The organism is Streptomyces sp. 35G-GA-8 (assembly GCF_023534745.1).
Taxonomy (GTDB): Bacteria; Actinomycetota; Actinomycetes; order Streptomycetales; family Streptomycetaceae; genus Streptomyces.
In genome coordinates, this window is sequence record NZ_JAMHJQ010000004.1 from 471958 (window position 1) to 496425 (window position 24468).

Consider the following 24468-nt stretch of genomic DNA (forward strand, 5'->3'; position numbering starts at 1 on the left):
ATGGCCTGTGGCACCTGCGGCCGAGCCGCATCCAACGTCGACTACGAGGTCAAGCTCAACACGGGCGAGACCAAGACCGTCCCCTCCGTCGCCGAGGCCCGGATCCTCATCGCGCAGAGCGGCGGCACGTACAAGGCCGTTCCGAAGAAGTAAACGGGGCCCGTTCCCCACTTGGCGCGAAATCGCGCTACCCTGTGCACAGCCTTACGGGTGCTGAGCTGTGAGCCGGCCCGGAGACGTGACGAACCACTTCACCGATCCGCGCCGACTCCCACAGGAGCAGCACCATGGCCGACGAGCCGAACACCCCCGAGCCGTTCGACGCGACCGCGCTCAACGACGAGGCCCTGTACGCCGAGTACGGGCGCATCCGCGAGCGTGGCGCCGAACTCTCCGCCAAGACGGACCTCACCGCCGACGAGATCAGCGAGTTCACCGTCCTCGGCGACCGCGTCGACGTCGTCCGGGCCGAGATCGAAAGCCGCGAGGCCGCCGCCGCACAGCTCGCCGCGCGCCGCGCCTCCTTCGCCGCGCTCCCCGACCTCACCGCGCCCGCGGCCCCGGAGCCCCCGGCCACGCCCGAGACACCGGCGCCTCCAGCCGAACCGGCCGCCGTAGTCACGGCGGTGCCGTCCGTGAGCGAGCTGGGTGCCACGCCGCCGGAGCCCCCGGTGGTCCTCGGCCGCGAGCGCCGCAACCAGTTCTCCATCGTCCTCACCTCCGACGGCGCCGCCTCCGTGGGCAAGCGCTACGGGGAGGAGGTCACCGTCGCCGACGTCTCCGCAGCCGTCGCCAAGAGCTTCTCTTCGTACGGGCGTGCCGGAGGGGGCCAGTCCAGCAAGCGCACCTTGGCCCAGTTCACCCGTAACCGCGGCGATGAGTTCCAGCTCGGCCGCGGCGAGGAGGACGACTACACGGCGATCGAGCGCGCCCGGAAGGAGTCGCGCCTCGATGGCGGATCGCTCCTCAAGGCGTGGGGTGCCCAGGTCACCGAGGACGCCAACTCGCTGACTGCGGCGGCCGGATGGTGTGCGCCGTCGGAGAACCTGTACGACACCTGTGGCCTGTGGTCCATGGACGGCATGCTCGATCTGCCGACCCTCACCGCGTCGCGCGGTGGCTTCAACTACGCGAGCAACCAGCCCACGTACGCGGATCTCCAGGCGTCCACGAGCTTCACCGTCCTCACCGAGGCGCAGGTCATCGCCGACACCGCAAAGAACTGCGCCGAGATCCCCTGCCCCACGTTTACGGACGCCCGCCTCGACGTCGCGGTGTCCTGCATCACCGCGTCGTTCATGCAGATGGCCGGATACCCGGAGTGGGTCAACAACTACGTCGACGGCCTGCTCACCAACCACTCCCACAGGTTGAACGGCAACATCATCGCGAGGATCGCCACCAAGGCCGGCGCAGCCACGGTGATCCCCGCTCAGGGCGCGACCCCGGCGCCGGGCTCAGGCCCGGACTCGTCGGCGACGGCGTCTCTGCTGGCGGCGCTGGAGCTCGCGGCGACGGACATGCGGTACCGGGAGCGGATGCCGTTCTCGCAGACGTTCGAGGTGATCCTCCCGGCGTGGTCGCTCGCGCAGATCCGCGCGGACCTGTCCCGCCGGAACGCGTACCCGAACGACCCGTTCGCGATCACCAACCAGATGATCGTCAACTGGTTCACGACCCGGAACATCCGGCCGCAGTTCGTGTACGACTTCCAGGACGCCTACGCCACCACCCCGCCCACCGGCCTCCCCGGCGGCACGGCGGCGCTCACGGCCCTCCCAGTCACCGTGACCTTCCTGATCTACCCGGCCGGCGCGGTCGTCCTCGCCCGCCAGGACGTCGTCACCCTCTCCAGCGTGTACGACGCGGCGAACCTCCAGCAGAACCTGTTCACCAGGCTCTTCAGCGAGGAGGGCTTCCAGCCCATCTACCCGTGCGGCTCCGTCCGCCAGTACACCGCGCAGCTCTGCCCGTCCGGCGCCACCGGCGCTCAGGTCTGGTCGTCCTGCGCCGTTCCTGCCGCCGCGGCCTGACCTTCCCCTCTGACCGGCGGCCGGGCCCCGTCCCTGGCCCGGCCGCCACTCACCACAGAAGGGAGGGACCATGGCAGGAATCCTCACCAATCCCCAGCTCGTCGAGGCGCCTTCACCGGGCAGGCTGCGGTACGGCGTCTTCACCGCAGCTCGGCTCACGGACGACCTCGACGACCGCACTGTCGCCGCAGGCTTCCAGTTCCCTGCGGAGGACTGCGGCGTCGCCCGCCTGTACGACGCAAACTGCGACACCAACCCAACAAAGACCTTCGACGAGGGCCTCGGCTACGTCGCGGGTGACCCGTACTGGGTGTACGCCACCCACAAGTGCGGCAGCGTGGGCCGCACCCCGCAGGAGATCGAGCGGACCGTCCGGCGGAAACTGGCGGGCGCGGAACAGGAGCAGGTAGAGGCCGCGATCTGGGGCGGCACGAGCCCGCCCGTGGACCCGGCACTCACCACCACGGCAGGCGTCGTCACGGTCACCCCGGACGCACCCGGCGCCGGCGCCGCGATCGCCGCGCTGGAACAGTCCTTCTACGACGCGTACGGCTACATCGGCACCATCCACATCAACACGAGGGCGTACGCGGCCCTCACCTACGCCGAGTTGATCAGCGACTCTCCGTCGGCCGGCGTTCTCACCACGCCGCTCGGTTCGCAGTGGTCCATCGGCTCCGGCTACGGCATCACCGGCCCGGCCGGCGCCGCCCCGGCTGCCGGATCGGTGTGGGCGTTCATGACGCCACCGGTGTGGATCCGCCGTATGGCCCGGCCGATCGTTCCGGACGTCGTCCAGACGATGGACCGCATCCACAACCAGTACATGGCGCTCGCGGAGCGGGTGTACGCGCACACGTGGGCCTGCCCCATCGTCCACGCCGTGCAGGTACCCGTCGCCGCCCCGGCCACCGTCGATATCACCCCGGCATGACCCCCATGGAGACGCTGATGAGCGAGCACAGCCGGGTGGTCCCGCCGCCCGGAGAGACCAAGGACACGGCCCGGCTGCTGCTGGAGCTGGCCGACGACCCGCAGGACGTACGCACGGTCGCGGGCGGCAACGAGTTCGTCGTCCCGGCCGAGCTGGCTGACGCCTACCACGACAAGGTCAGCGCCGCTTCGAAGCGCCGCGCCGCCTCCACCACGACAAAGAAGGGTGGCGCCTGATGCCTGCCATCTGTGGAAGCTACGCGCGCGGCAAGGTCATGCGTCTGACGCGCTTGGACGAGTGCGGTACGCCCGTGCCCGGCCCGACCGGCACGCTGGTCACCAAGGGGTTCGTGAGCGTCGGTATGACGCCGAACTATCAGGACCCGGAGGAGATCACACAGCCTGACGCCAACGGCGACTTGTGCATCGATGACCAGGGGCGCCCGGCGCTCCGCTGGGTCGACCTGAGCATGGTGTTCTGCAACATCGACCCCGAGGCGATCAACATCATCACCGGGAACCCGCTGGTGGTGAACGATGCGACCACGCCGTCCAGCGTCGGCTGGCGCCTCGACTCCGACCTCACCGGCACCGCGAACTTCGCACTGGAGGTCTGGTCCGGGAAGACCGGCCAGTCCTGCGGCACGGGCGGCCTCGAATACGGCTACTGGCTCTGGCCGTTCGTCGTCCAGGCCCGCATCGGCGAGGCCACCATCGCGAACGCGGCCCTCACCCTCACGCTGACCGCGCGCACGAGCACCGGATCAGGCTGGGGCGTCGGCCCGTACGACGTCGTCAAGAGCGCCGTGACCCCGTTCGCCGAGGGCCCCCTCGAAACCGCGATCGGCGCGAGCGTGCACCAGCACTTCGAGGTCACCACGGTCACCCCGCCCACCCCCGCCTGCGGCGCCGTAGCACTGGCGTCCTAACCCGCTCCGGGCCCGCCGTTCCACCCCCGGCGGCGGGCCCGGACCAAGCGCGAGGAGCGCCATGCCCGCATGCGACTGGACGTTGGACACGTCGTGCTGCCCCGACTGGGGCAGCTACGACCCGGCCGTTCAGGCTGCCGCCACGGCGTGGGCCATGGGAATCCTCGACAGCCTCACCGGCCACCAGTTCAGCCAGTGCCCCGTCACCGTCCGCCCCTGCGGCCCCAAGTGCGCCGACTGGGGCGGCTACATGACGTTCCCCGTCACCCGTGACGGCTACAACCGCAGCAACGGCATGCCGTGGATGCTGCCGTACATCGACGGCGCCGGCGCGTGGCGGAACTGCTCGTGCTCGGGGTCCTGTACCTGCCGCGCCCGCTGCGAGGTGCCACTGCCCGGCCCGGTCGACGAGGTCACCGAGGTCCGTGTCGACGGCCTGGTCCTGGACCCGACCGCGTACCGGGTTGACAGCGGATATCTGCTGGTCCGTACGGACGGCGAGTGCTGGCCCCAGTGCCAGGACATGGGACTCGGCGTCGGCGAGGCGGGAGCCTTCGCGGTCACGTACCGACGCGGCCTGTCCCTCCCGCTTGCGGGTGCGATCGCCGCCGGTGAGCTCGCGTGCGAGTTCGCGAAGGCATGCGCGGGCGACTCCTCATGTGCCCTGCCGCAGCAGCTCCAATCGCTGTCCCGCCAGGGCATCAACGTCCAGGTCGTGGACCCGCAGGCCGTGCTCTCCGAAGGGATGACGGGCATCGCAAACGTCGACCTTTGGATCCGCTCCGTCAACCCCACCGGGAAGCGCCAACGCTCGCGCGTCCACTCCCCGGACGTCCCGGCCACGAGGTGGGTGTCATGAGCTTCCCCGGAGACCTCGCGCAGCAGCTCCTCACCTGCTTCCACGCCGAGCTGGATGCCGGCCCGGCGCCGATCCCTGCGGACAAAGTCTGCTTGCGCGCGGGCGAGACGATCCCCATCTCGGCCGGGACGGCGGAGAACGAGGCGTGTGGCCTGGCGTGGGTGCGGGTCGTCGGGATCAGCCCGGCCCAGGTTCTGATCCCGGGCGGCGCCGACACGGAGCTGAACTGCTCTGCCAGCGCGTGGCAGATCGAGCTGGAGATGGCTGCGGTCCGCTGCCTGCCGTACGGAACGGTCGCGGCGGGCCCATCGTGTGATGAGTGGACGGCTGCGGCGCTGCTGATGGACGCGGACGCGGCGGCCATGCGCCGGGCACTGTGCTGCTTCACGCCGGTCGTAACTGACAACTTCCCCGTGGCTGCTGCCGCTCCGGGCGCTTGGGTGCCGCACGGTCCGGAAGGCGGCGCGCTGTGGTCCACGCAGAGCGTGCTGGTGACCCTCGACTGCTCGGAGTGCTGAGACATGACACGGAAGAAGACCACGCGTGTACGGATCGAGGTCCTCACATCCTTCAACGGCATGGTCGCCGGGGACACCGGGGCCGTCGACCTGAACGGACGGGTGCAGGGCTGGATCAACGCGGGGCTCGTGAAGGTGGTGGACGCCGGTGGCACGAATCAGGTTGGACCGGGCGGCGCTGAACCGAACGATCCGTGGAGCGAACCGCAGGGAGCTGGAGACGGCGGGCCGGCAGCTTCTGAATCGGGCGAGCGTGCTGGCCCCGGTTGATACGGGGCGCCTGCGCACGAGCTTGCGCATGGAGTTCCGCCGAACTTTCACGCTTCGGCCGATGGTGACGGTCGGCTCCGACGTGGAGTACGCGGCCATGGTCAACGACGGCACCGGCCCGCACATCATCCGGCCACGCCGCGCACAGGCCCTCAGATTCGTGATCGGCGGCCGGGTCGTCTACGCGAAGGTCGTCCACCACCCCGGCACCCGCGCCCGCCCCTTTCTGGACCAGGCGCTTCGAGAGACAGCCGCAGCACGCGGATACAGCTTCAGACAGGGATAACACATGATGAACACGCTGGACATCGCCACACAAGGGCCCATCGAGCAGACCATTCCGCAGCCCGAGCGGGTGGAACTGCCCCTGAACTTCGTCTTCGCCGGGAAGACGCTGCGCGGGAAGCGCGTCACCGAAGGGCAGCTCGTCGCCATCCAGATGTCCAAGGACGACGGGACTGACGCCCTCTTCGCCGCCGTCCGCACGGTCATCCGCTCGGCTGTTGGCGATGCCAACTGGCGCTGGATGAACGAACAGCTCCTCACCGGCGTCGTGGAGTTCTCTGAGATGACCAGTGTCCTCACCCAGCTGTCCGGCAAGACCGGTGACTGACCCCTACGCCGCGATCTCCCGAAGCCCCGTCACCATCACCGTGGCGGGGTACCCCGTCACGATCCCGTACCGGCCGGCCGCCGCGTGGCTCACCGCGCTCGCGGACTCACGCCCCTCACTCGCCCTCATGCGGGTCGCCGACGAGTCGTCCCGGACATGGCTGATCGACCAGCTCGCCGCCGGGACACTGCCTCTGGAGACCGCGGTGCAGGGCTCATACGACGCGCTCACCGCGGTCGGCGGCCGGCCGTGGTGGGAGACGTACCGGCTCGGCGTCCTCAGCACGGACACGGCCACCCTCGGGCACCTGGTGCTCGCCGGAGTCGACCCGACGGAACGGACGCTCGGGGAGTGGTGCGCGGCGGTCTACACGCTGCTGACTCGCAATGCCAAGGAGCAGGACGTCTTCAAGTTCGACTCGCAGTTGGCCGCGCCTCCGCCCGGCTTCGAGGACGAGTGGGACGACGACCAGGACTTCGCCGCGATGGCCGAAGCCGCCCGCAACCTGCCCGGCATGAGCTGAGAGGAGAGGAGGTGAATCATGGCGTCAGAGGCTGAGGTCGATCTCATCATCAACGCGACCCGCGCTCTCCCCGAGTTGGAGCGGGACCTGTCGCGCATCGTCACCATCGCCGAAAACGGCGCACCTGATGTCGACGTCCAAGCCGCGCTGGACCTGACACAGAGCATCGACAGTCTGAACCGAGACCTCGACCGAGCCGTCGCCGCCGCAGCGGCGGGCGCCGCCGATATCGACCTCGACGCGGTCCTGGACCAGCAGCGGACCCTCCGCCAACTCCGCTCGGACCTGAACAGGGTGACCGCCGCCGCGACCACCGGCTCAGCGGTCGACCCGGTGACGCTTCAGGGAGTGCTCAACGGCCCCGAAACCCTGCGCGCCGTACGGGGCCAACTCCAACGTGTTGCCGCAACTGCGCAAGCCACTGCCCCGGATATCCGTATCGGTGTACGCGTCGATGATGACTCCCTGCGGAGAGTCGACGACTCCACCAACCGGCTCTCCCGCTCCGTCTTGTCGGCCGTCGGCGCGCTGGGGGGACTCAGCGGGACGCTCGGCACGGCGGGCGCGGCGGCCGGCACTGCGGCGCCCCTGCTGGCGGGCGTGGTCACGGCAGTGGAAAACCTCCTGCCGGCCTCGGCCGTGGCGACGACGGGGCTGCTGGCTCTCCAGTCGGCCTCCGGCGCCGTGAAGCTGGCCATGATCGGAGTATCGGACGCGATCGAGACCGCTTTTGATCCTGAGGCCACACCGGAAGACCTCGCCAAGGCGATGGAGAAGCTGGCTCCAGAGGCGAAGGCGTTCGTCACCGAGCTTCAGGGGATGCAGAAGGAACTGCGGGGCCTTCAGCAGGGAGTTCAGGATCGGTTCTTTCAGGACTTTGACGACTCGCTCCGGGAGTTGAGCCGATCCGTACTGCCAGACGTCCAGGCGTCTTTGAACGCGAGTGCCGTCTCCCTCAACCGCATGGCCATCGGAGCGTCCGATGCAGCGGTCACGCTGGGCACCTCGGGCATTCTCGGGGCCGCGTTGAAGTCGGCGAACGCGGGCCTGGTGGATCTGGAGAGGCTCCCTGGTCAGGCGGTTACCGCGTTCGGGCAGCTTGCCGCAGCGGCTGGCCCGTCGTTTGAGCGGATTACCACGGCGGCGGCCGGGGTCGCTGACAAAGTTGCCGCGTCTCTCTCCAAGGCGTTCGCGTCCGGGGCGCTGGAGGAAGCGATCGGTACAGCGGTCGATCTGCTCGTGCAGCTCGGCCGCATCGCCGGGGACGTCTTCCAGATCCTCGGCAACGTCATGGGCGCGGTCGCGCAGGACGGCGAGGGCCTCTTCACGGTCCTGGAGACCATCACTGGGACGCTGGCCGACATCACGGCCACCAAGGGCTTTCAGGATGCCCTTGGCGCGCTGTCCGACGTGATGAGCACGCTGGCTCGGACCGTCGGGCCGCTCCTCGCGCAGGCTTTCGCGATTCTTGGGCCGATCATCACCACACTGGCCCCGCCGGTGCAGCAGATCATTGAGTTGCTCGGGCAACAACTCGGTCGAATCCTGACCGAACTTGATCCGGTTCTGCTGGCCCTCGCTGAAGCCTTCGGTGGCCTTATCGTTGCCGCATCACCTTTGATTACCCTGGCTGGCGATTTGGCAGTCGCAATTCTTCCCGCACTCCTCCCGCTTTTTGAATTTCTTGGGGATTCAATCGCTCTACTCAATCCCCTGATCGCCCAACTAGCGGAAAATATAGGAATTCAGCTCGTACCTTTGCTCGAATCGATTACCCCAATTCTTGAGCAAATTCTTCCGAAATTCCTCGAACTCGCCGAGCAGGTAATCCCTCTACTTACGCAGACTTTGATTGACCTCGCCCCGTCTCTGCTGGAAATTACGACCGCCACAGCGGAACTTCTGGTTGAACTTGCTCCTTTGATCGCCAAGTTTCTTGAATTCCAGGTGGCAGTCCTCAGCTTCGTGATGCCTGTGGTGGCGGACCTAGCCCGGATCCTGACCAGCCTCCTCGGCGGCGCCCTTCACTTCATCTCCGATGTCCTGCGTGACGTAGTGATCCCCGCGATCCGAATCGTGGCAGATCTCCTCAACGGAGATTTCCGGGGTGCCCTGAATGGCGCAGTACAAATGGTGAACCAAATGGTCAATAACGCTGTACAGGGCTTCAACAACCTGAAAACTCAGATTACTAACATCATGGTGTCGATCGTTTCCACCATCGCTGGACAGGCAACAGAAGCGGGGCAGCGACTCGTGCAAGGGATCGTCCAAGGAATCAATAATCTCCTTACGCGCATGCGTGCGGTCCCCGGCCAGATCCGATCCGCCGTAGGAAATATGAGCGGGCTCCTCTTCGCGGCCGGACGATCCGTCATCTCAGGCCTTATCAGTGGTATCCGGTCGATGATCGGATCCCTTACCAGCGTCCTCAGCGGAATCACCAGCCGGATCCCCGACTGGAAGGGCCCAGAAGACCTCGACAAGCGGATCCTGATCCCCGCTGGCCGCTCGATCATGGACGGCTTCACGAAGGGCATCAGCGACTCCATCCCCGACCTGAAACGGCAGCTCAACGACGTCACGGTGGCACTCCCCGGAATGCTGCCAGCGCAGACCGACTCAGGTCGCATGGTGCGCCCTCAGGTGGCCTACACGCCGCCACCGGTGTTCGTGACCATCGGCAATGAGGCCGTCGACCGGTACGTCACCGTCCGTATCGACGAGCGTCAGGCGGCGCGTGACCGCGTGGCCGCGCAGGGGGTCCGCTTCTGATGACCGATCCATACGTCGTCCTCACGGTCACCTGGACCGGCACCGCGGGCACGCAGACCACCGGCGACATCTACCGCTCCGCCGTGTCTGCGGCGGGCCCGTGGACATTCCTCCAGACCGTGCCGCTCTTGGGGCAGAGGGCGGTCTTCTACGACACCGGCGCACCGATCGGCACCCCTGTCTGGTACCGGGCCATCGGCCATCCCGGCACGAACCAGGAGCTGTTCGCGGGCCCCGCGCAGCTGCCGCAGGAGGGTTCGGTGTGGGTGAAGGACCCTCTGAGGCCCTGGGCAGACCGGGACTTCGACTTCTGTTCGGGCGGCATCGAGGGCCACAGCGACGTGTGCAGCACGCCGAACCCCGAACGGGTGTGGGTCGGGTTCGGGGACCGCGACCGCGAGGAGGACGCCGGCCTGTTCCCCCTGACCGGGTCCGAGACCCCGGCCGTGGTCTGGTCCCGCCGCAAGAGCCACGGCGGCACGATCTCGTTCATGACCCGGACGTTGGACGCGAAGGACGAGGTCTACGACCTGTTCACGGCCGGCGGCCCGCTCATGCTCCAACTCCCGCCGGTGTACGGGCAGCCGGACATCTACATCCAGCCCGGGAGGCTGCGGGAGTCGTATCTGTATGCGGACCAGCGGCGCCCGCATCGGATGTGGACGATGCCGTACACGGTGGTGGATGCGCCGGTGGGGCCGAAGCAGGGCTCGGCGTGCGCGAACTGGTGCGTGGTGGAGGAGGTTTTCCCGACCTTCGCCGACCTCGCCGCGGCGGGCGGCACCTACCAGGACCTGGCGGCCGGGACGCTCGTGTGCGGGACCAGTACAGACGGCTACGGCGACGGACTGTATGGCGATGGAATCTACGGAGGCTAGAGCATGATCACCCTGCCTGTTGTCGGCACCCCCTCGTGGGGCAGCCCTCTCAACTTCGCGCTCGCGGCGCTTGCGCACGGGGGTTTCGACGCCAACGACCACGGCCTGCTGGCCTGGACGTACGACGTGGCGCAGATCAGCACCTCAGCCGCGCCAACGTCTGGGACGGTTCGACTGATCAAACTGCCCTATGTGACGCAGTCTGTGAGCATCACGTCCGTGGCCCTCCACGTGAACACCGCGGCGACCGGCGGTACGGCCGGACAGAACTTCGTGGGCCTCTACTCCTCCAGCGGCACCCGGCTTGCCCAGTCCGCGGACTGCACCGGCGACTTCTCCACCAGCGGCGCTAAGGTCATCGCGCTCACCGCGCCGTACGCTGCGGTGCCGGGCCGCTACTACGTCGCGGTCCTCGCGAACGCTGGCACGCCGCCGGCGCTCGGTCAGTCGTCCTCGTCCGCGTCCACCGTCGGCAACTTCAACCTCGCCACCGGGGCCTCGCGCTTCGCGAACGGTCCGGCCGCGCAGACATCGCTGCCCGCAACGATCACCATGACAGGGATCACCCCGTCGGCCAACGCGACATGGGCCGGTATCGCCTGATGCGACCGACCTCCGCCCTCTACCGGCAAGCCCTGGCCCGGCCGCACCAGGTCGCCTTCCACGTCACCTCAACTGACATCGCCGGGGTGCCCCTCACGGTCGACTCGCTGGGGGCGCCGCTGCTGCGCGACATTCCGTTCTCCAAGGGATCCGTGACGGCGTCAATGACGAACCGGGTGACGAGAACGGCGACGCTGACCGTCACGGACGACTGGTACCCGCGCACGGCATCAGCCGCGTTCGCCCCGGAGGCAGCCGTGATCCGGATCAGCGCCGGGCTGCGGTACGGGGACGGAACCGAGGAAACCTTCCCGGTCTTCACCGGCAGGGTGTACGACGTGACGCGGACCGAGGCCGGTGAGGTCACCGTGCAGTGCGACGACTTTGCCGCAGACGTGGTCGGCTGCCAGCTCGAACAGATCTGGACCGTCCGCAACAGGGGCAGCGTGCTTGCGGAGATCCGGGCACTCATCCGCGATGCACTCCCCTCCGCCACATTCACGGCCAGCGACGCGGTCGACGCGCGCGTGCCAGAGCTCAACTGGGACAAGGACCGAGGCCAGGCGCTCGATCAGCTCGCGCAGGCGCTCGGCGCCCGGTGGTACGCCCGTGGTGACGGCTCGTTCACCGTGCAGCGGCTGCCGTACGTGATCGGTACGCCGTCCGTCACCCTCACTGACGGGCCGGGCGGGACGATCAGCGCGGCCCGGATCAGCCGGTCCCGCGACGGCGTCGCCAATTCCGTGACCGTGGTGTCCGAACGGACCGACGGCACCAACCCGGTGCGCTCCACCTCACGCAACACCGCCAGCGGCTCGCCCACCCGGTACGGCGACCGCTTCGGCCGCGTCGCCCAAGTCATCTCCGTGCAGACGCCATTGACCCAGGCCGAGGCCAAAACCTTGTCGCTCGCGCAGCTCGGCGCGTCCATCGGCCTCACCGAACAGTGGGACGTCTCCTGCGTACCGGACTACTCCCTCGAACCCGGCGACGCCCTCCGCTACATCGTCTCCGGCACCGGCACCAACGACCGCCTCATGGGCGACCAGATCCTCGACCGCATCACCTACCCGCTCGACACCACCACCGCGCAGTCCCTGGCCGGCCGCGGCCCGGTGCCGCCCGACACGCTGACCTGAGAGGAGAGACCGTATGAAGCAGACGACCGCGCGCGGCTACCCGTACCCGGAGTGCGAGCCGCCGGTGCAGAAGGATGCCTCGGACATCATCCAGGTGAAGGGGCTCGCGGATGCCATCAACGCGGACGTGCAGACGCTCCGGGACCGGATCTCCGACGAGATGGCGTACCCGGACTGCGCCAAGATCTTCGCCAACGGCATCACGACCACCGAGTCCGACTTCAACGTCGTCTATGGCGGCTTCTCCTGGAACAACCGGGTCGGCCTGTGGGACCCGGCGCGCGGCGGCTTCGCCATCCAGCGTTCTGGCTGGTACCTCGTCATGGGCTACGTCTTCGCCACGTCCACCCTCCAGCTCCACCTGCGCTCGCGTCTCACCCTCAACGGGGCGCCCCGAGGGAACTGGCAGGGCTACAGCCGGAACACGAATGGGATCAGCGCGCAGGCGCAGCAGTTCTTCTACTCCCTGCACCTGGACCAGGGCGACTTCCTCACCAACCAGATCCGCCACGCCGCCCCCGGCACGTCGATCACGTTCGGCTCCCGCATGGAGCTGGTCAGGATCGTGGCCGGATGACCAATTCCACTCCCATGCTCGTGGCCGCGCAGACCGGCCCGTATGCACAGGTCCGCACCGGCAGCATCACCGGCGTCTCCGACAACACGCTCCGCGTCAACGTGGCCGGCACCACCATCACCGCGAGCTACCTCATCGGCTACGAAGCGACAGAGGGCGACCTCGTGCTCCTGCTTCGGCAGGACGCGTCATGGTGCGTGCTCGGTGCGCTGGCCGGCGTCGGCAGCAACGAGATCATCAATGCGAGCTTCGAGGACAACCCCTCCGAGATCATCAACTGGACGGCGTACGACCTGTCCGGGGCCTCATCCATCACCCTCGTCGGGCCCGTGGACAGCGCGCCCGACGGCGCCTTCTACGTCAACGCCGCCACCGACGGAGCGCCCGCGGTGGCTCTGCTTTACTCCGATCCCATCCCCGTCACGATCGGCGATGCCTTCGCGGTGTCCGTGTACGTGTGGGGCAGCTACGTCGCCGACGCCCCGGAGACCGCGGACGGGGATCTGCTCGCGCTGTGGTTCGCCGCCCCGGCGGACCTGTACCCGACGACCTCGTCCGCAGACACGGTCATCGCCAGCGCGGTGGACGTGCCGGCCGCGCCGCCGTTCTCGACGTTGTCGGGCACTGTGACGGCGCCGGTGACCGGCTACATGCGGATCGCGCTCCGCTCCACGACCAGCGCGGACGCGTCCCTGAACTGGGACCTGGCCGTAGCACGACGGAGGACCTGATGCCGCAGAACACGTCCCGCGGGTATCCGTACCCGCTGTACACCGACCCGCAGAATCCGCCCGCGGACCTTCAGGCCCTGGCGACCGCGGTCAACAACGACGTGGCGGTGCTGGACGCGGCGCGGCTGGCTGCTCTGGACGAGCCGACCGTGCGCGTGGGCAGCTCCACCGCGCAGAGCGTGAACGGCTCCACAGTGACGCCGCTGACATGGTCTGCGGCCTCGTACGACAACGCGGGCATGTGGAACGCGGCCACCCCAACGGTGATCACGTTCACGGCCACCGGGATCTACCTGCTCTCCACCCGCCTTGAGGTCGCGGTCAGCGGCACCGCAACCGAGGTCGGTACGTACACCCAGATGGTCACCTCCGGAGCCTTCGGGCCGACACCCGTCGCTCAGTCCCTCCGTATGTCTCAGACCGGGCCCACGCGCCCTGACCTGTACGCCATCTACTACGTCGCCGCCGTCGGCGAGACCCTCGGCGTCAGCTTCTTCCACGACCACACCACCGCCAAATCCGTCGGTGCCCGCAACCTCACAGCCACCCGAATCTCAATCGTTGGAGGACTCCCGTAATGACGACCATCCCCGAAGACGCCTGGACCCCCGGCCCCGAAGAGCCCGGCCCCGGACCGGAGCCCGAGACCCCGCCGGAGCCTGACCCCACCACCGGCGTCGGCACCCCCGGCGACGACCCCCAGAACCCCCCACCGCCCGAGCCGGAGCCGCCTACGCCGCCGGACAACGGCGAGGAGACCGGCCCCGGGACGGGAGGCTGACCGATGCCGGCCACCACTACGCGCGGCTATCCGTATCCGGTGCCTGATGATCCGGCGGACGTGCCGCAGGCGATGCAGGATCTGGCGTCGGCTGTCGATACGGATGTGCAGGCGGTCTACAACGGCATTTCTTCGCGCCCCTCAGTGAAGGCGGTCGGACAGTCCACGGCGAAGTACAACAACGTCGTCTCCGGTTCGCTACGCGGTCTACCGTTCGAGTACTTCGACTTCAACGTGGGCGCCGCGGTCGCGGGCAACGGCTTCAACCAGCAGAACTATCAGGTGATCGGTGCGGGAAGTTTCTACCGTGTGATCCCGAAGCTGCCGGGGTTCTGGATGGCGTTCGGTGCTGCGAGCTTCCCGAAGGTGGCGGGTGGGGTGGCTCCGATCAATACGTCGATCGTGCTCCTGCTCAACGACTCCACGATCGTGAGCAGGAGCGGTATCAACGGCAACACCTTGGCCGCGGATGGGACGGCCCAGCTGGTGACGTCCGGTGGCGCCTTGTGTAACGGCACGACGGATTTCTTCAACTTGGCGTGGACGCCGACGCATACGGCGACGATCCCGTCGATCACGGTCAACAACCGGAACCTGACGCTCATTCGGATGACGCAGGGGTAAGCGACGGGCCCCTGTCCTGGCCTCGGCCGGGGCAGGGGCGCCGTTGTTCCGCCCGAGGTTCTATTCGTCTGGCTCGCACGTGTAGAAGAGCGTCGGCGCCCCGTCCGGGATGTCGATTTTGGAGGCCCTGATCTTCTTGCACGCGTCGGCGTACGCGGCTTTATACCGCTGCTGCCTCGTGGTCACCTCAGACGCGTGCAGTGTGCTGTCCACCGACACCATGCCAGCGCCCGTGTCGATCGTGATCACGTAGAAGTATCTCGTCATGCCCCAAGGGTGACGCGGGGCCCGCCCGGTGTCTGGTCCTGCGGCACACACCACGCGTGAGCGGTATCACACGGCCGCGGCCCTGTTCTCCTACGGGAGGTCAGGGGCGCTTGCGCGGGCTGGGCAGGGGGCGCCTTCGCGCGTCCGGGATCTGTTACTCGTCCGGCTCGGGGTGCCGTACAACCCGCTTCAGCTCCTTTTCCACCTCGTACCGGTTCTGGCCGGTCGCCGCAGCGTGGGCGGTGATGGCGTCCTGTACGGCGTTCGCGGTTTCCACGGTGAGGGCGCCGTGCTGCTGCTCTTGCCAAGCTCTCTCTTCGAGCCGGACTAGTTCGTCACTCAGTTCGATTGCCACGAGGCGGATCGTAAGCGCCGGCCTACCCGCCAGCACGATCGGCGCGCCAGCGTGCCGTGCGCCCGATACGCCCTCCTCAACGTATGGAAATCTCCATACACTCGCCGCCATGATCCGCGCAGTAATCCTCGACGTTGGCGAAACCCTCGTACGAGACGACCGCTACTGGACCGCATGGGCTGACTGGCTTGACGCTCCCAGACATACCGTCGCTGCTCTGGTCGGCGCCGTCGTCGCTCAAGGCCGGGACAACGCCGACGCCCTCCGACTCATCCGGCCAGACATCGACGTCGCTGCGGAATACCAAGCACGCGAGGCTGCCGGCCGAGGAGAGCACCTCGACGAATCCGACCTCTATCCCGATGTGCGCCCTGCCCTGGCCAGCGTCCGGGCCCTCGGCGTCCGCGTCGTCGTTGCAGGCAACCAGACCGTGAAAGCCGCACAGCTGCTGCGTGACCTTGACCTGCCTGTCGACTTCATCGCCACCTCGGGCGAGTGGGGCGTGGCCAAGCCGTCCCCGGAGTTCTTTGCTCGCGCCCTCGACGCGTCCGGCGCGCTCGCATACGAGACCCTGTACGTCGGCGACCATCCAGCCAACGACGTCTTCCCCGCCCGGGAGGCCGGCCTGCTTGTCGCCCATCTGCGGCGCGGGCCATGGGGCTATCTGTGGGCGGACGACCCGGAGGTGATCGAGGCGGCGGACTGGCGAATCGACAGCCTGACCCAGCTCGCCTCGATCGTCGCCCCCTGACACTCGGCAGGGTGCAGCGCGTCCGTTTTCGGGGCCGGCCTGCCGCCGCTTGGGTACGGTGCCGACAACGGCGCACGAGGGAGACACATGGCCGATACGCCAGGACACGTCGGAAAGCGCATCGCGGCACGCCGTCACGCGCGCCGTATGACTCAGGCCGACCTCTCCCGAGCGTCATTCGTGTCGCTGTCCATGATCAGGGGGATCGAGCGCGGCGTCCGCTCTCCGAGCGACAAGACCCTCGACAGCCTCGCCGCCGCTCTCGATGTCGACCCCTCCCGGCTGGTCAACGGAAACTCCCGTACGTCCGGACGCGTACACGGCGCGCTCCCTCACATCTCTGCGGCCATCGCCGGATACGACATCCCCGACGGCCCGGCAGCCCGGAAGTTGCCGGAGCTGACCTCCGCGGTCAACGACGCCGTGAGCTGGCGCCTCGGCGCGCAGTACAGCCGCCTCGCAGTCCAGGCACCGGCCCTGCTCGGTGACGCGCTGCGTACTCTGCACACGGCCAAGGGCCGCCAGCAGAAGGGCGCCGCGCAGTTGCTCGCCTCAACTGCGCGCGCCGCAGACGCCGTCGCGTACAAGTTCGGTGCCTACGACCTCTCCGCCAGACTTGTTGAGCTGATGCGGTGGGCCTGCACACAGGCTGAGGACCCGCTTCTCAACGCGACTACCGCGTACGTGCGCACTGAGACCTTTCTCGCCGCACGGTCCTACGCCGTCGGTCTCCGTGCTCTCGAAGCCGCCGTAGACGCGGCCCCGCCCCCCACGGACCCTAGGTCCATCGCAGCGCGCGGCGCGCTCCACATGCGGGCCGCCGTCGTCGCTGGACGAGCAGAAAACGAGACGGCTGCGGACACCCACCTCGCCGAGGCCGAGACTCTGGCCGCGCTCGTGCCGGAGGACATCTACGACGGAACCGCGTTCGGCCCCAGCTCACTGCGCATTCACCAGGTATCCGTTGCCGTGAGCCTCGGTGCCGCCCATGTCTCGCGGGCCCTGGACGTGGCGCAAGAGTGGAAGCCGCCGCGGGACCTCCCCAGCGAGCGACGTAGCGCGTTCTACATCGAGCTGGCCCGAGCTCAGTTGTGGGCGGGTCTCATGGATGACGCCTTCGAGTCCCTTAAGGTCGCCCGAACCGCAGCTCCTCAGCACACCCGAGAGCATCCTTGGGCGCGTGAGGACACGGCAACCCTTCGCCGTGTGAAGCGCTCCGACGAGGAACTCACGGCGTTCGCCGAATGGATCGGCGCCATCTGAGTCTGGGGTGATACACGCTGTAGTACTTAGGGGCCTTGCCCAGGCCCACCATCTGTCTGTCCGCACATCGACAGCCAGATGGGACCCGAGATGCCCGATGTACTGCAACCGCCCCCTACCCCGGTAGAGGGACCGGTCAGCATCGCCCGCCTGCACGGCGAGGCGTGCTTCTACTGCGGAGCTGTCTCGAAGTCGCTCGCCTCGGCTGGCCGCATCACGCTCGTCGGCACCTGCCGAGTCTGGCCGATCGTCACCTGCGGCTGCAAGGCAGGAGACCGATCGTGATCACATCGACCGACCAAGTGGCGCGGTGGCTGACGTCCTCCAGCCCGACTCCCGCAGCCGCCCACGAGGCATGGCAGCACGACCGCCCCGCAATGCTGCGCACCGGCGGCCCCTACGACGCCGTCCGAATGCCGCTCGTCCTGGTCCACGCGGCGGCCGAGAGCCGCGCCCCGGACGTCGTCGCCGGCGTGCTGGCCGAGGTCCTCGACGGCCCGGTGATCTGTCACCCGTGTCACTGGTACTACGCGCTCGTACCGCCGGGAACTTGCGAGACGTGGCGGTCGGCGGAAGCTGTGGTCCGCGGCCGAGGCGGCTGGCTCGGCATCCCCCGCCCGGACCGTACGGAGCCGACACCGGTCACCCCGTACTGGGCCGTTCCCGTGGAGCAGGCGGGGAGGCTGTGTTCCGCTGCGGCCGTGGCCGAGTTGCTTCGGGTCGGGCGGGCCCGCCTCGAAGGTGTCGCACCGTGATCGACCCCGAGACGCCCCGTACCCACATCCCCTCGCTCTGCTGGATCGAGCGGCCGGACGATGTCCTGCGCTGCACCGAGCACGACGGCCACGACGGCGATCACTACCACTGCCACAGCCACGCATCCTGGCCACGCGAAGCGGGTGAGACACAGTGACAACGACCAAGGCTGGCGCGTACACCATGCCCGCCTGCACGATCGACGAGCACGGCGAATGCCCCGGCCCCGGGGAGACACGACTCGACTGGCAGACGGCCACGCAGCCGCCCATCGAGACCCTTCGCTGCGCGTGCTCCTGCCACCAGCAGCGGACGACGCAATGATGTGGATCCGGGTCTACCGAACGAGCAGCTCCACCGGGAAGCGGACCACCGTCAAGCCTCTCCACACGGTGACGCCGGCGAAAGAGCCTGACGAGACGTCACGGTTCCCCGAGTGCGGCTGTCCACTCCACCGGAAGGACGGAGGGGCGCCCCGTGGCACCTAGAACGATCATTCGGTCGGTTCTCTGGACGCTCCGCCAGGACGCGTCCCACGGCGCCCCGGTGCCGCCCTCATATCAGTCTGAGTGCGCCACGTGCGGTGAGCGATCACCGGCTGAAGAAGGGTCACGGATTGGCCCGGAGGTATGGGCGCTGCTCCATACCGGACAGAACCCGTCTCACCGGGACTACCGGGCCACGACCACCACGATGTGGCGGGCAGTCCCCACGGATCCGGACACGAGGGCAGACACGATCCCCGCAGAGCCTCCGGAGCCGCCGCGCACCCCGCGTCAGGTCGCGGCGGCATGGGCACGGCGGGTCCGGAAGTGGGCCCACACGCGCGGCCACTTTCTGTCCGACGGCGGAGCACTTCCGCAGCAAGTTGTAGACGCCTACGTCACCGAGCACCCCGACGATCCGCGGCCTCCGTCGTGGCGACGATGAAGCGGCCGGACAAGGCGGAATACACGACGATCATCAGGTGCTGCGCGGGCGTGTGGCTGCTGATGGCCGCGCTCGTCGCCCTCGTCGCGGCCGTGGTCATGCGGCTGATCCGGGCGTAGCTACATCACAGACTCCGTGCTCCGCCGTTCCCCCGCGGGAGCACGGATGGGACAGGGTCAACGCCTGTCACGGCCGTCGGCCCTGTCCCGATAAAGCTCCCCCGCGCACAGCACAAGAAGTAGCGGCCGCATCCGCCCGATGGCCCCTGCGGGCCGCTGAGCCACCCAGCCGCCGAGCGGCCACAAACCCCGCCCCGGCCGGCCGTATCCCAGCAAGGAGACCGGCCGGAGCGGCTGCACCACCCATCCACCAGACCAGGAGGCGCCACCCATGAGTATCACCACCGAGGCACCCGTCACACGGGACGCCCGCGACCTTCTCACCGCCGAGGAACTTGAGGCCGTCACCGCCACGGTCCAGATCAACAACCCCGGCATGGGCACCGCCGTCGCGGAGGAAATCACGCTGGAGGCCCTGAAGTTCGAGGCCGCCTGCGCCTTCAACCCCGGCGCCCGTCTGAAGCCGAGCAGGGTGGTTGATGAGGGCTGGCACGCCCTGATCCTCCACACCCGCATCAAGGCCCGACTCGCCAAGACACTGGGCATCTTCGTGCACCACGTACCGGAGGCCCCCGACACCAGCCGCCACGACCCGCACGCCCTGGCCCGCACCCAGGCCGCCATCGAGGCGGCCGGCTACACCCCCGTACCTGCCATGTGGACCGGCCCCAGCGACACGAGCATCCCTGTCGCCGCCAGCTGCGAGCACTCCCCGGCCCCGCCCGAGGGCACCTGCAACGGCGACTGCTCCAACACCGGCCCGAACTGACGTCTGATGGCGCCCGGTTCACCGTCGGCTCTACCGTCAGAGGATGGAGAACAAGCCCATGGACGAGTGGATCGATCCGCGATATGCCGAGGTGGTGGCCCGCTATCGGACTACGAAGTCCGCCGCGGGGCCGCAGCCACGACGCAAGGGCTGGTCGAAGCGACCGTACGGTGACCCGTTCGTCATCGTGGTTGACCCGGCGACCCTGACTCCGTACAAGACGGGTCGCTGATTACCGCTCCGGCCGACGTCACGGCGCCGGCCGGGGCTCTTCTCTCACGAGGTGCGCGAGGGGCACGCCGATCGCGTCGGCGATGCGGATCAGTGTGTCGAGCAATGGAGACGAGTGGCCCTGCTCGATCCGGTTGTACTGCGCCAGCGTCATTCCTGCTCGAAGCGCAACCGCCTCTTGGGTGAGGTTCGCGTGCAGGCGAGCACCCCGGATGTGATCCCCGATCTCCCGGCGGCGGGTGAGCACACGCTCAGTCGGACGGGAAGACGGCACCCGCTCACAGTTGTCGCCGGATGATCAATTGTCTTTACGATGCATAACAAAATGTTTGATCTTGATGGCCAGGGGTACTCGCCCACGGGCGACTTCCCCACCTTGGATGTCCGCCGACACCGGCGGACCGAGGGGGCGACGGCAGGCATCTCGCGCGAGGTCAGCCGCTCCACTCAGATGGTGGAGCCGCCGCTCCCGGGTCGCCCTGCGCTCCGCCTTGGAGCGCAGGGCGGCGAAGCACGGACCGTCGATTCTCCGCCGAATCTTCCCCGGAGATAGGCCAAGTGCCTTTCCCTACTTTGGTTTACGCGGAGCAGGGAAAACGCAGGTCAGCACATCGCTCAGACACGTATGCCTTCTAAGCACTTGGCCGCAGGTTCGAGTCCTGCCGGGGGCGCTTTTCTACGCGCGGTGCGCGGCCCTCCCCAAGGGAGGGCCTTTCCGCAGGTCAGAGGCACCTTAGCGGGTGCGGCGTAGCGCTGGCGTAAGCACCGGCGCCACCGACGCCGGCGCCCGGGGAGTTACCCGGCCCTGCCGGACCCCTGGCCCGCCCGGACGCCTTCCCGACACCACCAGGACCGGGCCCTCGCGACAGAGCTCCTGTCCGTCCCCGGCGTCTGCTCGAAGGCGGCACCTCGCGCGCTCGGCCGAGGCCGCTCGGCGCGTCGCGTGCGAGGGCGTCGGCAGGTCGGGGCGCAACGGAATCGGCCGGACGGCGACGGCGACGGCGACGACCGGGCAGCCCCCGGGTGTGCCCGTAGTCCGTTACCCACGCCGCTCCCCGGCCCCCGGCGCCGGCCGTCGGCCCCCGGCGCCGAGACGCCCCCGACGCCCCGACGCCCGGCATGATTGCGTGGGCCATGGAGAATGAATCACATTATGCGTAGCGGATTGCGTATTCATTTGGCGCGGCAATGCCAAATGTCACATTGATTCCCGGCGTGCGCCGGAGCTTTCCCCTCGCGTGAACATCGTATTCACCGGTGCCGAGGACTCGTACGGATGACATGCACTCGCTCCCCCTTCCCTGCGCACTTTCCGGAGTGCCATAAAGGACGGGGGAAATTCCCCGTCAATGGAATGAGGGAAGCATGCGCAGATTACGCAGCAAGGCCGGTGTCCTCACCGTTCTCGCCGTACTCGCGGTCGGTGGCACGGGAATCGCCTCGGCCGTACAGACAGAGGGTTCCGGCTCCGGCTCCGCCTCCGGAGCGCCGCGTGGTGCCATGGAGCCGCAGGCGGAGTACACCGGCGTCATCAAGGGCCCCCAGAACGCGAATGTCCACAAGGCCAAGCACCTGAACGCCGAGGAGTGGGGGCTGATCTACAACACGGAGACGGTCCATCTGAAGTGCAAGGGCCGCGGCGGCGGATACACCTGGTACCAGCTTGAGGGGCAGCCCAACAGGTGGATCGTCGGCTTCAAGCTCGAAAAGCTCACCCCCGGAATTCCCAACTGTCTGTGACGGTTCCGGGAATCCACCGAACATATGCGGCCGGCCGCGGCGGCACACTTCAGTGACATGCCCCCACGGCCATGCCGGATCACCGGGTGTCGGGTCCCCGGTGATCCGGCGCCCACGGCCACCGCCCAACTGTCGTCCGTGACCACCGAGATGAACGACGCGCGGCTCCAGGGGGGCGTACGCCGGGGGGATCCCCGGCGTACGGCAGGAGACAGGTCCGCTGAAACTGCTCGCCGACGGCTCGCTCAACACCCGAACGGCCCAGTGTCACGAACCGGATCCCGGCATACCGTGCGGCGGACCCGGGGAGTACGGCTCGCGGCCGGAGAGCCGACCGGGTCGTATCGTGGACAGCGTGGCGGGCCGCCCCGGGGGGCACAAGGGGGCCTCGCGACACGCCCTGGCCGATGCGGTCACGTCGGTACGGCCGCTCTGGTGGGCCGTGTCCGCCCTGCTGGTGGCCGCCGCCGTGGTCGTCACACTCACCCGGCGCCACGAACTGGTCACCGCCGTACATCTCATCGATGACGTCCGGCTCCCCAGGCTGCTGATCGCCGCCGGGTTCGAGGCGGCTTCCCTGGCCTGTCTGGCGGCCGTGCAGCACTGGCTGCTGCGCGCGGGGGGTGCGCGGATCCGGCTCCGGGTCGTCGGCGCCGTCGTGCTGGCGGCCAACGCCATCGCGGGGGCGCTGCCCGGTGGGGCGGCGTTCGCGGCAGCGTGGGTGTTCCGGCAGTTCCGCCGCAGGGGCGCGGGGCAGGTCCTCGCCGGGACCGTGCTGGTGGTCGCGGGGCTGCTGTCCGGGCTGAGCCTCTTCGTCCTTCTGATGGTGGGCGTACTGGCGGCCGGTTCGTCGGGCCCGGTCGCCGGGGTACGGCCGGTGGTCATCGGGCTCGCCGCCGTGGCGGTCCTGGTGGCGGGCGTGGCGGCCGGCCTGTTCCGGTTTCCCCGGGTAAGGCGCCGGGCCCTGCGGGTGTGGCGGCGGATCGGACTGCGCTCCCGACGGCTGTGGGACATCGAGCGGGCGCTGTCGCGTCTGCGCCATGAGGTCCGTACCACCAGGCCGGGTATACGCCCGTGGCTGTGGCCGTCGTCGCTGGCGGTGCTCAACTGGTGTTTCGACCTCGCGTGTCTGGTCGCGTGCGTGTGGAGTCTCGGGATCGCCGTCCCGTGGCACGGCGTTCTCGCCGTCTACGCGCTGACGCAGTTCGCCGGAAGCCTGCGGCTCACGCCGGGCGGTCTCGGCGTGGTCGAGACGAGCCTGACGGCGCTGCTCGTGCTGTACGGGCTGAGCACCGAGCAGGCGATCGCCGTCACCCTCCTGTACCGAGTGCTGAGTTACTGGGTGCTCCAGCCGATCGGCTGGGTGAGCGGGCTCGGGCTGACACTGAGCCGCGGCCACGCCGGTCCCGGGTCCGACGACAGGTCCGACGGCAGGTCCGACGGCGAGTCCGCCGCCGACAGCCGCGCCTGACCTGGTCATACCTCCCAAGATGCTCATATCCACCAGGTGCGGCTACGCTTTATGCGGTGGCTTGACCGATTGACAGGCCGGACCGGTGAGAACGCCCCGTCCGGCATCCCGCGCCACCTGCAGGACCGGCCGCCCCGGCCGCCATCGACGCCTCCCGGGCCCGAGCCGGGGCCCTCCTCCCACAGGAAGAGGAATCGAACCATGAAGTCCTCCCGCATCCGTCATACCGTTGTGGCCGCTGCCGCCGTGGTGGCCCTCCCGGTCTCCCTGGGTGTCATGGCACCCCAGGCCTTCGCGGACCCCGCCACGCCCGGCACCCCCACACCGCCGAGCGCGCCCGTGACACCCGGCACGCCCACGTCACCGAGCGCTTCCGCGTCGCCGAGCGAGTCGACGTCGCCGGGCACATCCACCTCGCCCAGCCCGTCCACCTCACCGAGCAGGACCGCGGTGCCCAACGCGGCCGTCCCGTTCGGTCCCGGATGCTCGTCGATCCCGAAGACCGGCACCGGCAGTTTCGTCGAGATGGCCAAGGAGCCGGTGGGGACGGCCATTTCCCACAACCCGGACTTCAGCACGTTCGTCTCCCTGGTGAAGAAGGCCGGGCTGACCGACAGGCTGAACAGCGCGCAGGACATCACGGTCTTCGTGCCGACCAACGAGGCGTTCAAGAAGCTCTCGACGGCGGAACTCGACCAGATCAAGAACAACGAGTCGCAGCTCAGGAAGGTCGTGAAGTACCACATCGCGGAGAAGAAGGTCGCCCCCGACCAGCTCCCCAACGGCGTCTTCTCGACCTGGGAGGGCACGACCCTCTCCACCTCGGGGTCCGACCGGACGTTCAAGGTGAACGACACGGCGAAGATCCTGTGCGGCAACATCAAGACGGCGAACGCCACGGTGTACACCATCGACACCGTTCTGACGCCGAAGTAGCGCGTCACGCCTCGCCGTACGCACATCACCGTTCGGCGGGGCGTCCACACATCGTCGTACGCACAATCCCGGATGGGCGGGCTCGCGAGACCGG

Annotated in this window: 35 protein-coding genes and 1 pseudogene; 32 read left to right on the forward strand and 4 right to left on the reverse strand. The window is 68.4% G+C overall.

From position 1 onward, the window contains the following. The 21 genes and pseudogenes from M1203_RS11400 to M1203_RS11495 all read left to right on the forward strand — a co-directional run bounded on the left by M1203_RS11400 (window position 1) and on the right by M1203_RS11495 (window position 14786). Window positions 1-153, forward strand: a complete 153-nt coding sequence (locus tag M1203_RS11400; RefSeq protein WP_249949463.1) for a hypothetical protein — start codon at window positions 1-3, stop codon at window positions 151-153. A gap of 134 nt (window positions 154-287) precedes the next feature. Continuing rightward, on the forward strand, window positions 288-2033 hold the full coding sequence (locus M1203_RS11405) for a major capsid protein (RefSeq protein WP_249949464.1): 1746 nt from the start codon (window positions 288-290) through the stop codon (window positions 2031-2033). A 70-nt stretch (window positions 2034-2103) separates the two neighbouring features. Continuing rightward, window positions 2104-2967: a hypothetical protein gene (locus M1203_RS11410; RefSeq protein WP_249949465.1), complete on the forward strand. Its 864-nt coding sequence runs from the start codon at window positions 2104-2106 to the stop codon at window positions 2965-2967. After that, complete coding sequence (locus M1203_RS11415) at window positions 2964-3203, forward strand: hypothetical protein (protein ID WP_249949466.1); 240 nt, start codon at window positions 2964-2966, stop codon at window positions 3201-3203. The genes M1203_RS11410 and M1203_RS11415 overlap by 4 nt, the downstream gene beginning before the upstream one ends. Next, window positions 3203-3895, forward strand: coding sequence for a hypothetical protein (locus M1203_RS11420; RefSeq protein WP_249949467.1), 693 nt, complete (start codon window positions 3203-3205; stop codon window positions 3893-3895). Before M1203_RS11415 ends, M1203_RS11420 begins: the two co-directional genes overlap by 1 nt. A gap of 61 nt (window positions 3896-3956) precedes the next feature. Then, window positions 3957-4754 carry a hypothetical protein gene (locus M1203_RS11425; protein ID WP_249949468.1) on the forward strand — a complete coding sequence of 266 codons (798 nt, stop codon included), beginning with the start codon at window positions 3957-3959 and terminating at the stop codon, window positions 4752-4754. Then, complete coding sequence (locus tag M1203_RS11430; RefSeq protein WP_249949469.1) at window positions 4751-5272, forward strand: hypothetical protein; 522 nt, start codon at window positions 4751-4753, stop codon at window positions 5270-5272. The genes M1203_RS11425 and M1203_RS11430 overlap by 4 nt, the downstream gene beginning before the upstream one ends. A 3-nt stretch (window positions 5273-5275) precedes the next feature. After that, the gene (locus M1203_RS11435) at window positions 5276-5542 is read left to right on the forward strand and encodes a hypothetical protein (protein ID WP_249949470.1); all 267 of its coding nucleotides are present in this window, start codon (window positions 5276-5278) and stop codon (window positions 5540-5542) included. Beyond that, window positions 5526-5594 (forward strand): annotated as a pseudogene (locus tag M1203_RS39195) (hypothetical protein); the annotation flags it as partial. The gene M1203_RS11435 and the pseudogene M1203_RS39195, both read left to right, overlap by 17 nt. Window positions 5595-5603: 9 nt before the next feature. Further along, the gene (locus M1203_RS11440) at window positions 5604-5828 is read left to right on the forward strand and encodes a hypothetical protein (protein WP_249949471.1); all 225 of its coding nucleotides are present in this window, start codon (window positions 5604-5606) and stop codon (window positions 5826-5828) included. Window positions 5829-5831: 3 nt separating this feature from the next. Then, entirely contained in the window at window positions 5832-6155 is a 324-nt protein-coding gene (locus tag M1203_RS11445; RefSeq protein ID WP_249949472.1) for a hypothetical protein, read from the forward strand. Continuing rightward, window positions 6148-6678: a hypothetical protein gene (locus tag M1203_RS11450; protein WP_249949473.1), complete on the forward strand. Its 531-nt coding sequence runs from the start codon at window positions 6148-6150 to the stop codon at window positions 6676-6678. The genes M1203_RS11445 and M1203_RS11450 overlap by 8 nt, the downstream gene beginning before the upstream one ends. Before the next feature lie 18 nt (window positions 6679-6696). Beyond that, entirely contained in the window at window positions 6697-9453 is a 2757-nt protein-coding gene (locus M1203_RS11455) for a hypothetical protein (protein ID WP_249949474.1), read from the forward strand. Then, window positions 9453-10331 (forward strand): hypothetical protein, encoded by an 879-nt coding sequence (locus tag M1203_RS11460; RefSeq protein WP_249949475.1) that lies wholly within the window; start codon window positions 9453-9455, stop codon window positions 10329-10331. The genes M1203_RS11455 and M1203_RS11460 overlap by 1 nt, the downstream gene beginning before the upstream one ends. Window positions 10332-10334: 3 nt before the next feature. Continuing rightward, on the forward strand, window positions 10335-10934 hold the full coding sequence (locus M1203_RS11465) for a hypothetical protein (protein WP_249949476.1): 600 nt from the start codon (window positions 10335-10337) through the stop codon (window positions 10932-10934). Further along, complete coding sequence (locus M1203_RS11470) at window positions 10934-12073, forward strand: DUF5047 domain-containing protein (protein ID WP_249949477.1); 1140 nt, start codon at window positions 10934-10936, stop codon at window positions 12071-12073. The genes M1203_RS11465 and M1203_RS11470 overlap by 1 nt, the downstream gene beginning before the upstream one ends. Before the next feature lie 13 nt (window positions 12074-12086). Continuing rightward, on the forward strand, window positions 12087-12650 hold the full coding sequence (locus M1203_RS11475; RefSeq protein ID WP_249949478.1) for a hypothetical protein: 564 nt from the start codon (window positions 12087-12089) through the stop codon (window positions 12648-12650). After that, a complete protein-coding gene (locus tag M1203_RS11480; protein WP_249949479.1) occupies window positions 12647-13381 on the forward strand; it encodes a hypothetical protein in 735 nt (244 codons plus the stop codon). The genes M1203_RS11475 and M1203_RS11480 overlap by 4 nt, the downstream gene beginning before the upstream one ends. Next, window positions 13381-13959 (forward strand): hypothetical protein, encoded by a 579-nt coding sequence (locus tag M1203_RS11485; protein ID WP_249949480.1) that lies wholly within the window; start codon window positions 13381-13383, stop codon window positions 13957-13959. Before M1203_RS11480 ends, M1203_RS11485 begins: the two co-directional genes overlap by 1 nt. Continuing rightward, window positions 13959-14162: a hypothetical protein gene (locus tag M1203_RS11490; protein ID WP_249949481.1), complete on the forward strand. Its 204-nt coding sequence runs from the start codon at window positions 13959-13961 to the stop codon at window positions 14160-14162. Before M1203_RS11485 ends, M1203_RS11490 begins: the two co-directional genes overlap by 1 nt. A 3-nt stretch (window positions 14163-14165) precedes the next feature. Further along, the gene (locus M1203_RS11495) at window positions 14166-14786 is read left to right on the forward strand and encodes a hypothetical protein (protein WP_249949482.1); all 621 of its coding nucleotides are present in this window, start codon (window positions 14166-14168) and stop codon (window positions 14784-14786) included. Between the two features lie 60 nt (window positions 14787-14846). Here the strand turns inward: M1203_RS11495 and M1203_RS11500 are convergent, their stop codons facing one another. Beyond that, the gene (locus tag M1203_RS11500; protein WP_249949483.1) at window positions 14847-15053 is read right to left on the reverse strand and encodes a hypothetical protein; all 207 of its coding nucleotides are present in this window, start codon (window positions 15051-15053) and stop codon (window positions 14847-14849) included. A 154-nt stretch (window positions 15054-15207) separates the two neighbouring features. After that, a complete protein-coding gene (locus M1203_RS11505) occupies window positions 15208-15408 on the reverse strand; it encodes a hypothetical protein (protein WP_249949484.1) in 201 nt (66 codons plus the stop codon). 109 nt (window positions 15409-15517) lie between these two features. Here M1203_RS11505 and M1203_RS11510 point away from each other — a divergent pair, with 109 nt between their 5' ends. The 8 genes from M1203_RS11510 (at window position 15518) to M1203_RS11540 (ending at window position 20228) form a co-directional block, all read left to right on the forward strand. Beyond that, window positions 15518-16159, forward strand: coding sequence for an HAD family hydrolase (locus M1203_RS11510; RefSeq protein WP_249949485.1), 642 nt, complete (start codon window positions 15518-15520; stop codon window positions 16157-16159). Between the two features lie 87 nt (window positions 16160-16246). After that, window positions 16247-17422, forward strand: a complete 1176-nt coding sequence (locus tag M1203_RS11515; RefSeq protein WP_283958454.1) for a helix-turn-helix domain-containing protein — start codon at window positions 16247-16249, stop codon at window positions 17420-17422. 281 nt (window positions 17423-17703) lie between these two features. Further along, window positions 17704-18177: a hypothetical protein gene (locus tag M1203_RS11520; protein WP_249949487.1), complete on the forward strand. Its 474-nt coding sequence runs from the start codon at window positions 17704-17706 to the stop codon at window positions 18175-18177. Next, on the forward strand, window positions 18174-18335 hold the full coding sequence (locus M1203_RS11525) for a hypothetical protein (protein WP_249949488.1): 162 nt from the start codon (window positions 18174-18176) through the stop codon (window positions 18333-18335). The genes M1203_RS11520 and M1203_RS11525 overlap by 4 nt, the downstream gene beginning before the upstream one ends. Further along, a complete protein-coding gene (locus M1203_RS11530) occupies window positions 18332-18502 on the forward strand; it encodes a hypothetical protein (protein WP_249949489.1) in 171 nt (56 codons plus the stop codon). Before M1203_RS11525 ends, M1203_RS11530 begins: the two co-directional genes overlap by 4 nt. A gap of 593 nt (window positions 18503-19095) precedes the next feature. Beyond that, on the forward strand, window positions 19096-19227 hold the full coding sequence (locus tag M1203_RS38705) for a hypothetical protein (protein WP_283958455.1): 132 nt from the start codon (window positions 19096-19098) through the stop codon (window positions 19225-19227). 271 nt (window positions 19228-19498) lie between these two features. Continuing rightward, window positions 19499-19996 (forward strand): hypothetical protein, encoded by a 498-nt coding sequence (locus M1203_RS11535; protein WP_249949490.1) that lies wholly within the window; start codon window positions 19499-19501, stop codon window positions 19994-19996. Between the two features lie 43 nt (window positions 19997-20039). Then, window positions 20040-20228, forward strand: coding sequence for a hypothetical protein (locus tag M1203_RS11540; protein ID WP_249949491.1), 189 nt, complete (start codon window positions 20040-20042; stop codon window positions 20226-20228). Between the two features lie 18 nt (window positions 20229-20246). Here M1203_RS11540 and M1203_RS11545 read toward each other — a convergent pair whose 3' ends face one another. Further along, window positions 20247-20474, reverse strand: coding sequence for a helix-turn-helix transcriptional regulator (locus M1203_RS11545; RefSeq protein ID WP_249949492.1), 228 nt, complete (start codon window positions 20472-20474; stop codon window positions 20247-20249). A gap of 1118 nt (window positions 20475-21592) precedes the next feature. Here M1203_RS11545 and M1203_RS11550 point away from each other — a divergent pair. Next, the gene (locus tag M1203_RS11550; protein WP_249949493.1) at window positions 21593-21967 is read left to right on the forward strand and encodes a hypothetical protein; all 375 of its coding nucleotides are present in this window, start codon (window positions 21593-21595) and stop codon (window positions 21965-21967) included. A gap of 355 nt (window positions 21968-22322) precedes the next feature. Beyond that, a complete protein-coding gene (locus tag M1203_RS11555; protein WP_249949494.1) occupies window positions 22323-23438 on the forward strand; it encodes a YbhN family protein in 1116 nt (371 codons plus the stop codon). 221 nt (window positions 23439-23659) lie between these two features. Here the strand turns inward: M1203_RS11555 and M1203_RS11560 are convergent, their stop codons facing one another. Then, entirely contained in the window at window positions 23660-23992 is a 333-nt protein-coding gene (locus M1203_RS11560; RefSeq protein ID WP_249949495.1) for a hypothetical protein, read from the reverse strand. Between M1203_RS11560 and M1203_RS11565 the strand changes: the two genes are divergently transcribed. Continuing rightward, window positions 23979-24374, forward strand: a complete 396-nt coding sequence (locus M1203_RS11565; RefSeq protein ID WP_249949496.1) for a fasciclin domain-containing protein — start codon at window positions 23979-23981, stop codon at window positions 24372-24374. The two genes, M1203_RS11560 and M1203_RS11565, sit on opposite strands and share 14 nt — an antisense overlap. Window positions 24375-24468 lie beyond the last annotated feature (94 nt).

Bases quoted from the DNA above. Each gene is read 5' to 3' on its own strand.
- M1203_RS11400 (WP_249949463.1), top strand. From the start codon at position 1: ATGGCCTGTGGCACCTGCGGCCGAGCCGCATCCAACGTCGACTACGAG.
- M1203_RS11405 (WP_249949464.1), top strand. From the start codon at position 288: ATGGCCGACGAGCCGAACACCCCCGAGCCGTTCGACGCGACCGCGCTC.
- M1203_RS11410 (WP_249949465.1), top strand. From the start codon at position 2,104: ATGGCAGGAATCCTCACCAATCCCCAGCTCGTCGAGGCGCCTTCACCG.
- M1203_RS11415 (WP_249949466.1), top strand. From the start codon at position 2,964: ATGACCCCCATGGAGACGCTGATGAGCGAGCACAGCCGGGTGGTCCCG.
- M1203_RS11420 (WP_249949467.1), top strand. From the start codon at position 3,203: ATGCCTGCCATCTGTGGAAGCTACGCGCGCGGCAAGGTCATGCGTCTG.
- M1203_RS11425 (WP_249949468.1), top strand. From the start codon at position 3,957: ATGCCCGCATGCGACTGGACGTTGGACACGTCGTGCTGCCCCGACTGG.
- M1203_RS11430 (WP_249949469.1), top strand. From the start codon at position 4,751: ATGAGCTTCCCCGGAGACCTCGCGCAGCAGCTCCTCACCTGCTTCCAC.
- M1203_RS11435 (WP_249949470.1), top strand. From the start codon at position 5,276: ATGACACGGAAGAAGACCACGCGTGTACGGATCGAGGTCCTCACATCC.
- M1203_RS11440 (WP_249949471.1), top strand. From the start codon at position 5,604: ATGGTGACGGTCGGCTCCGACGTGGAGTACGCGGCCATGGTCAACGAC.
- M1203_RS11445 (WP_249949472.1), top strand. From the start codon at position 5,832: ATGATGAACACGCTGGACATCGCCACACAAGGGCCCATCGAGCAGACC.
- M1203_RS11455 (WP_249949474.1), top strand. From the start codon at position 6,697: ATGGCGTCAGAGGCTGAGGTCGATCTCATCATCAACGCGACCCGCGCT.
- M1203_RS11460 (WP_249949475.1), top strand. From the start codon at position 9,453: ATGACCGATCCATACGTCGTCCTCACGGTCACCTGGACCGGCACCGCG.
- M1203_RS11465 (WP_249949476.1), top strand. From the start codon at position 10,335: ATGATCACCCTGCCTGTTGTCGGCACCCCCTCGTGGGGCAGCCCTCTC.
- M1203_RS11470 (WP_249949477.1), top strand. From the start codon at position 10,934: ATGCGACCGACCTCCGCCCTCTACCGGCAAGCCCTGGCCCGGCCGCAC.
- M1203_RS11475 (WP_249949478.1), top strand. From the start codon at position 12,087: ATGAAGCAGACGACCGCGCGCGGCTACCCGTACCCGGAGTGCGAGCCG.
- M1203_RS11480 (WP_249949479.1), top strand. From the start codon at position 12,647: ATGACCAATTCCACTCCCATGCTCGTGGCCGCGCAGACCGGCCCGTAT.
- M1203_RS11485 (WP_249949480.1), top strand. From the start codon at position 13,381: ATGCCGCAGAACACGTCCCGCGGGTATCCGTACCCGCTGTACACCGAC.
- M1203_RS11490 (WP_249949481.1), top strand. From the start codon at position 13,959: ATGACGACCATCCCCGAAGACGCCTGGACCCCCGGCCCCGAAGAGCCC.
- M1203_RS11495 (WP_249949482.1), top strand. From the start codon at position 14,166: ATGCCGGCCACCACTACGCGCGGCTATCCGTATCCGGTGCCTGATGAT.
- M1203_RS11500 (WP_249949483.1), bottom strand. From the start codon at position 15,053: ATGACGAGATACTTCTACGTGATCACGATCGACACGGGCGCTGGCATG.
- M1203_RS11510 (WP_249949485.1), top strand. From the start codon at position 15,518: ATGATCCGCGCAGTAATCCTCGACGTTGGCGAAACCCTCGTACGAGAC.
- M1203_RS11515 (WP_283958454.1), top strand. From the start codon at position 16,247: ATGGCCGATACGCCAGGACACGTCGGAAAGCGCATCGCGGCACGCCGT.
- M1203_RS11535 (WP_249949490.1), top strand. From the start codon at position 19,499: ATGAGTATCACCACCGAGGCACCCGTCACACGGGACGCCCGCGACCTT.
- M1203_RS11540 (WP_249949491.1), top strand. From the start codon at position 20,040: ATGGAGAACAAGCCCATGGACGAGTGGATCGATCCGCGATATGCCGAG.
- M1203_RS11550 (WP_249949493.1), top strand. From the start codon at position 21,593: ATGCGCAGATTACGCAGCAAGGCCGGTGTCCTCACCGTTCTCGCCGTA.
- M1203_RS11560 (WP_249949495.1), bottom strand. From the start codon at position 23,992: ATGGCCGTCCCCACCGGCTCCTTGGCCATCTCGACGAAACTGCCGGTG.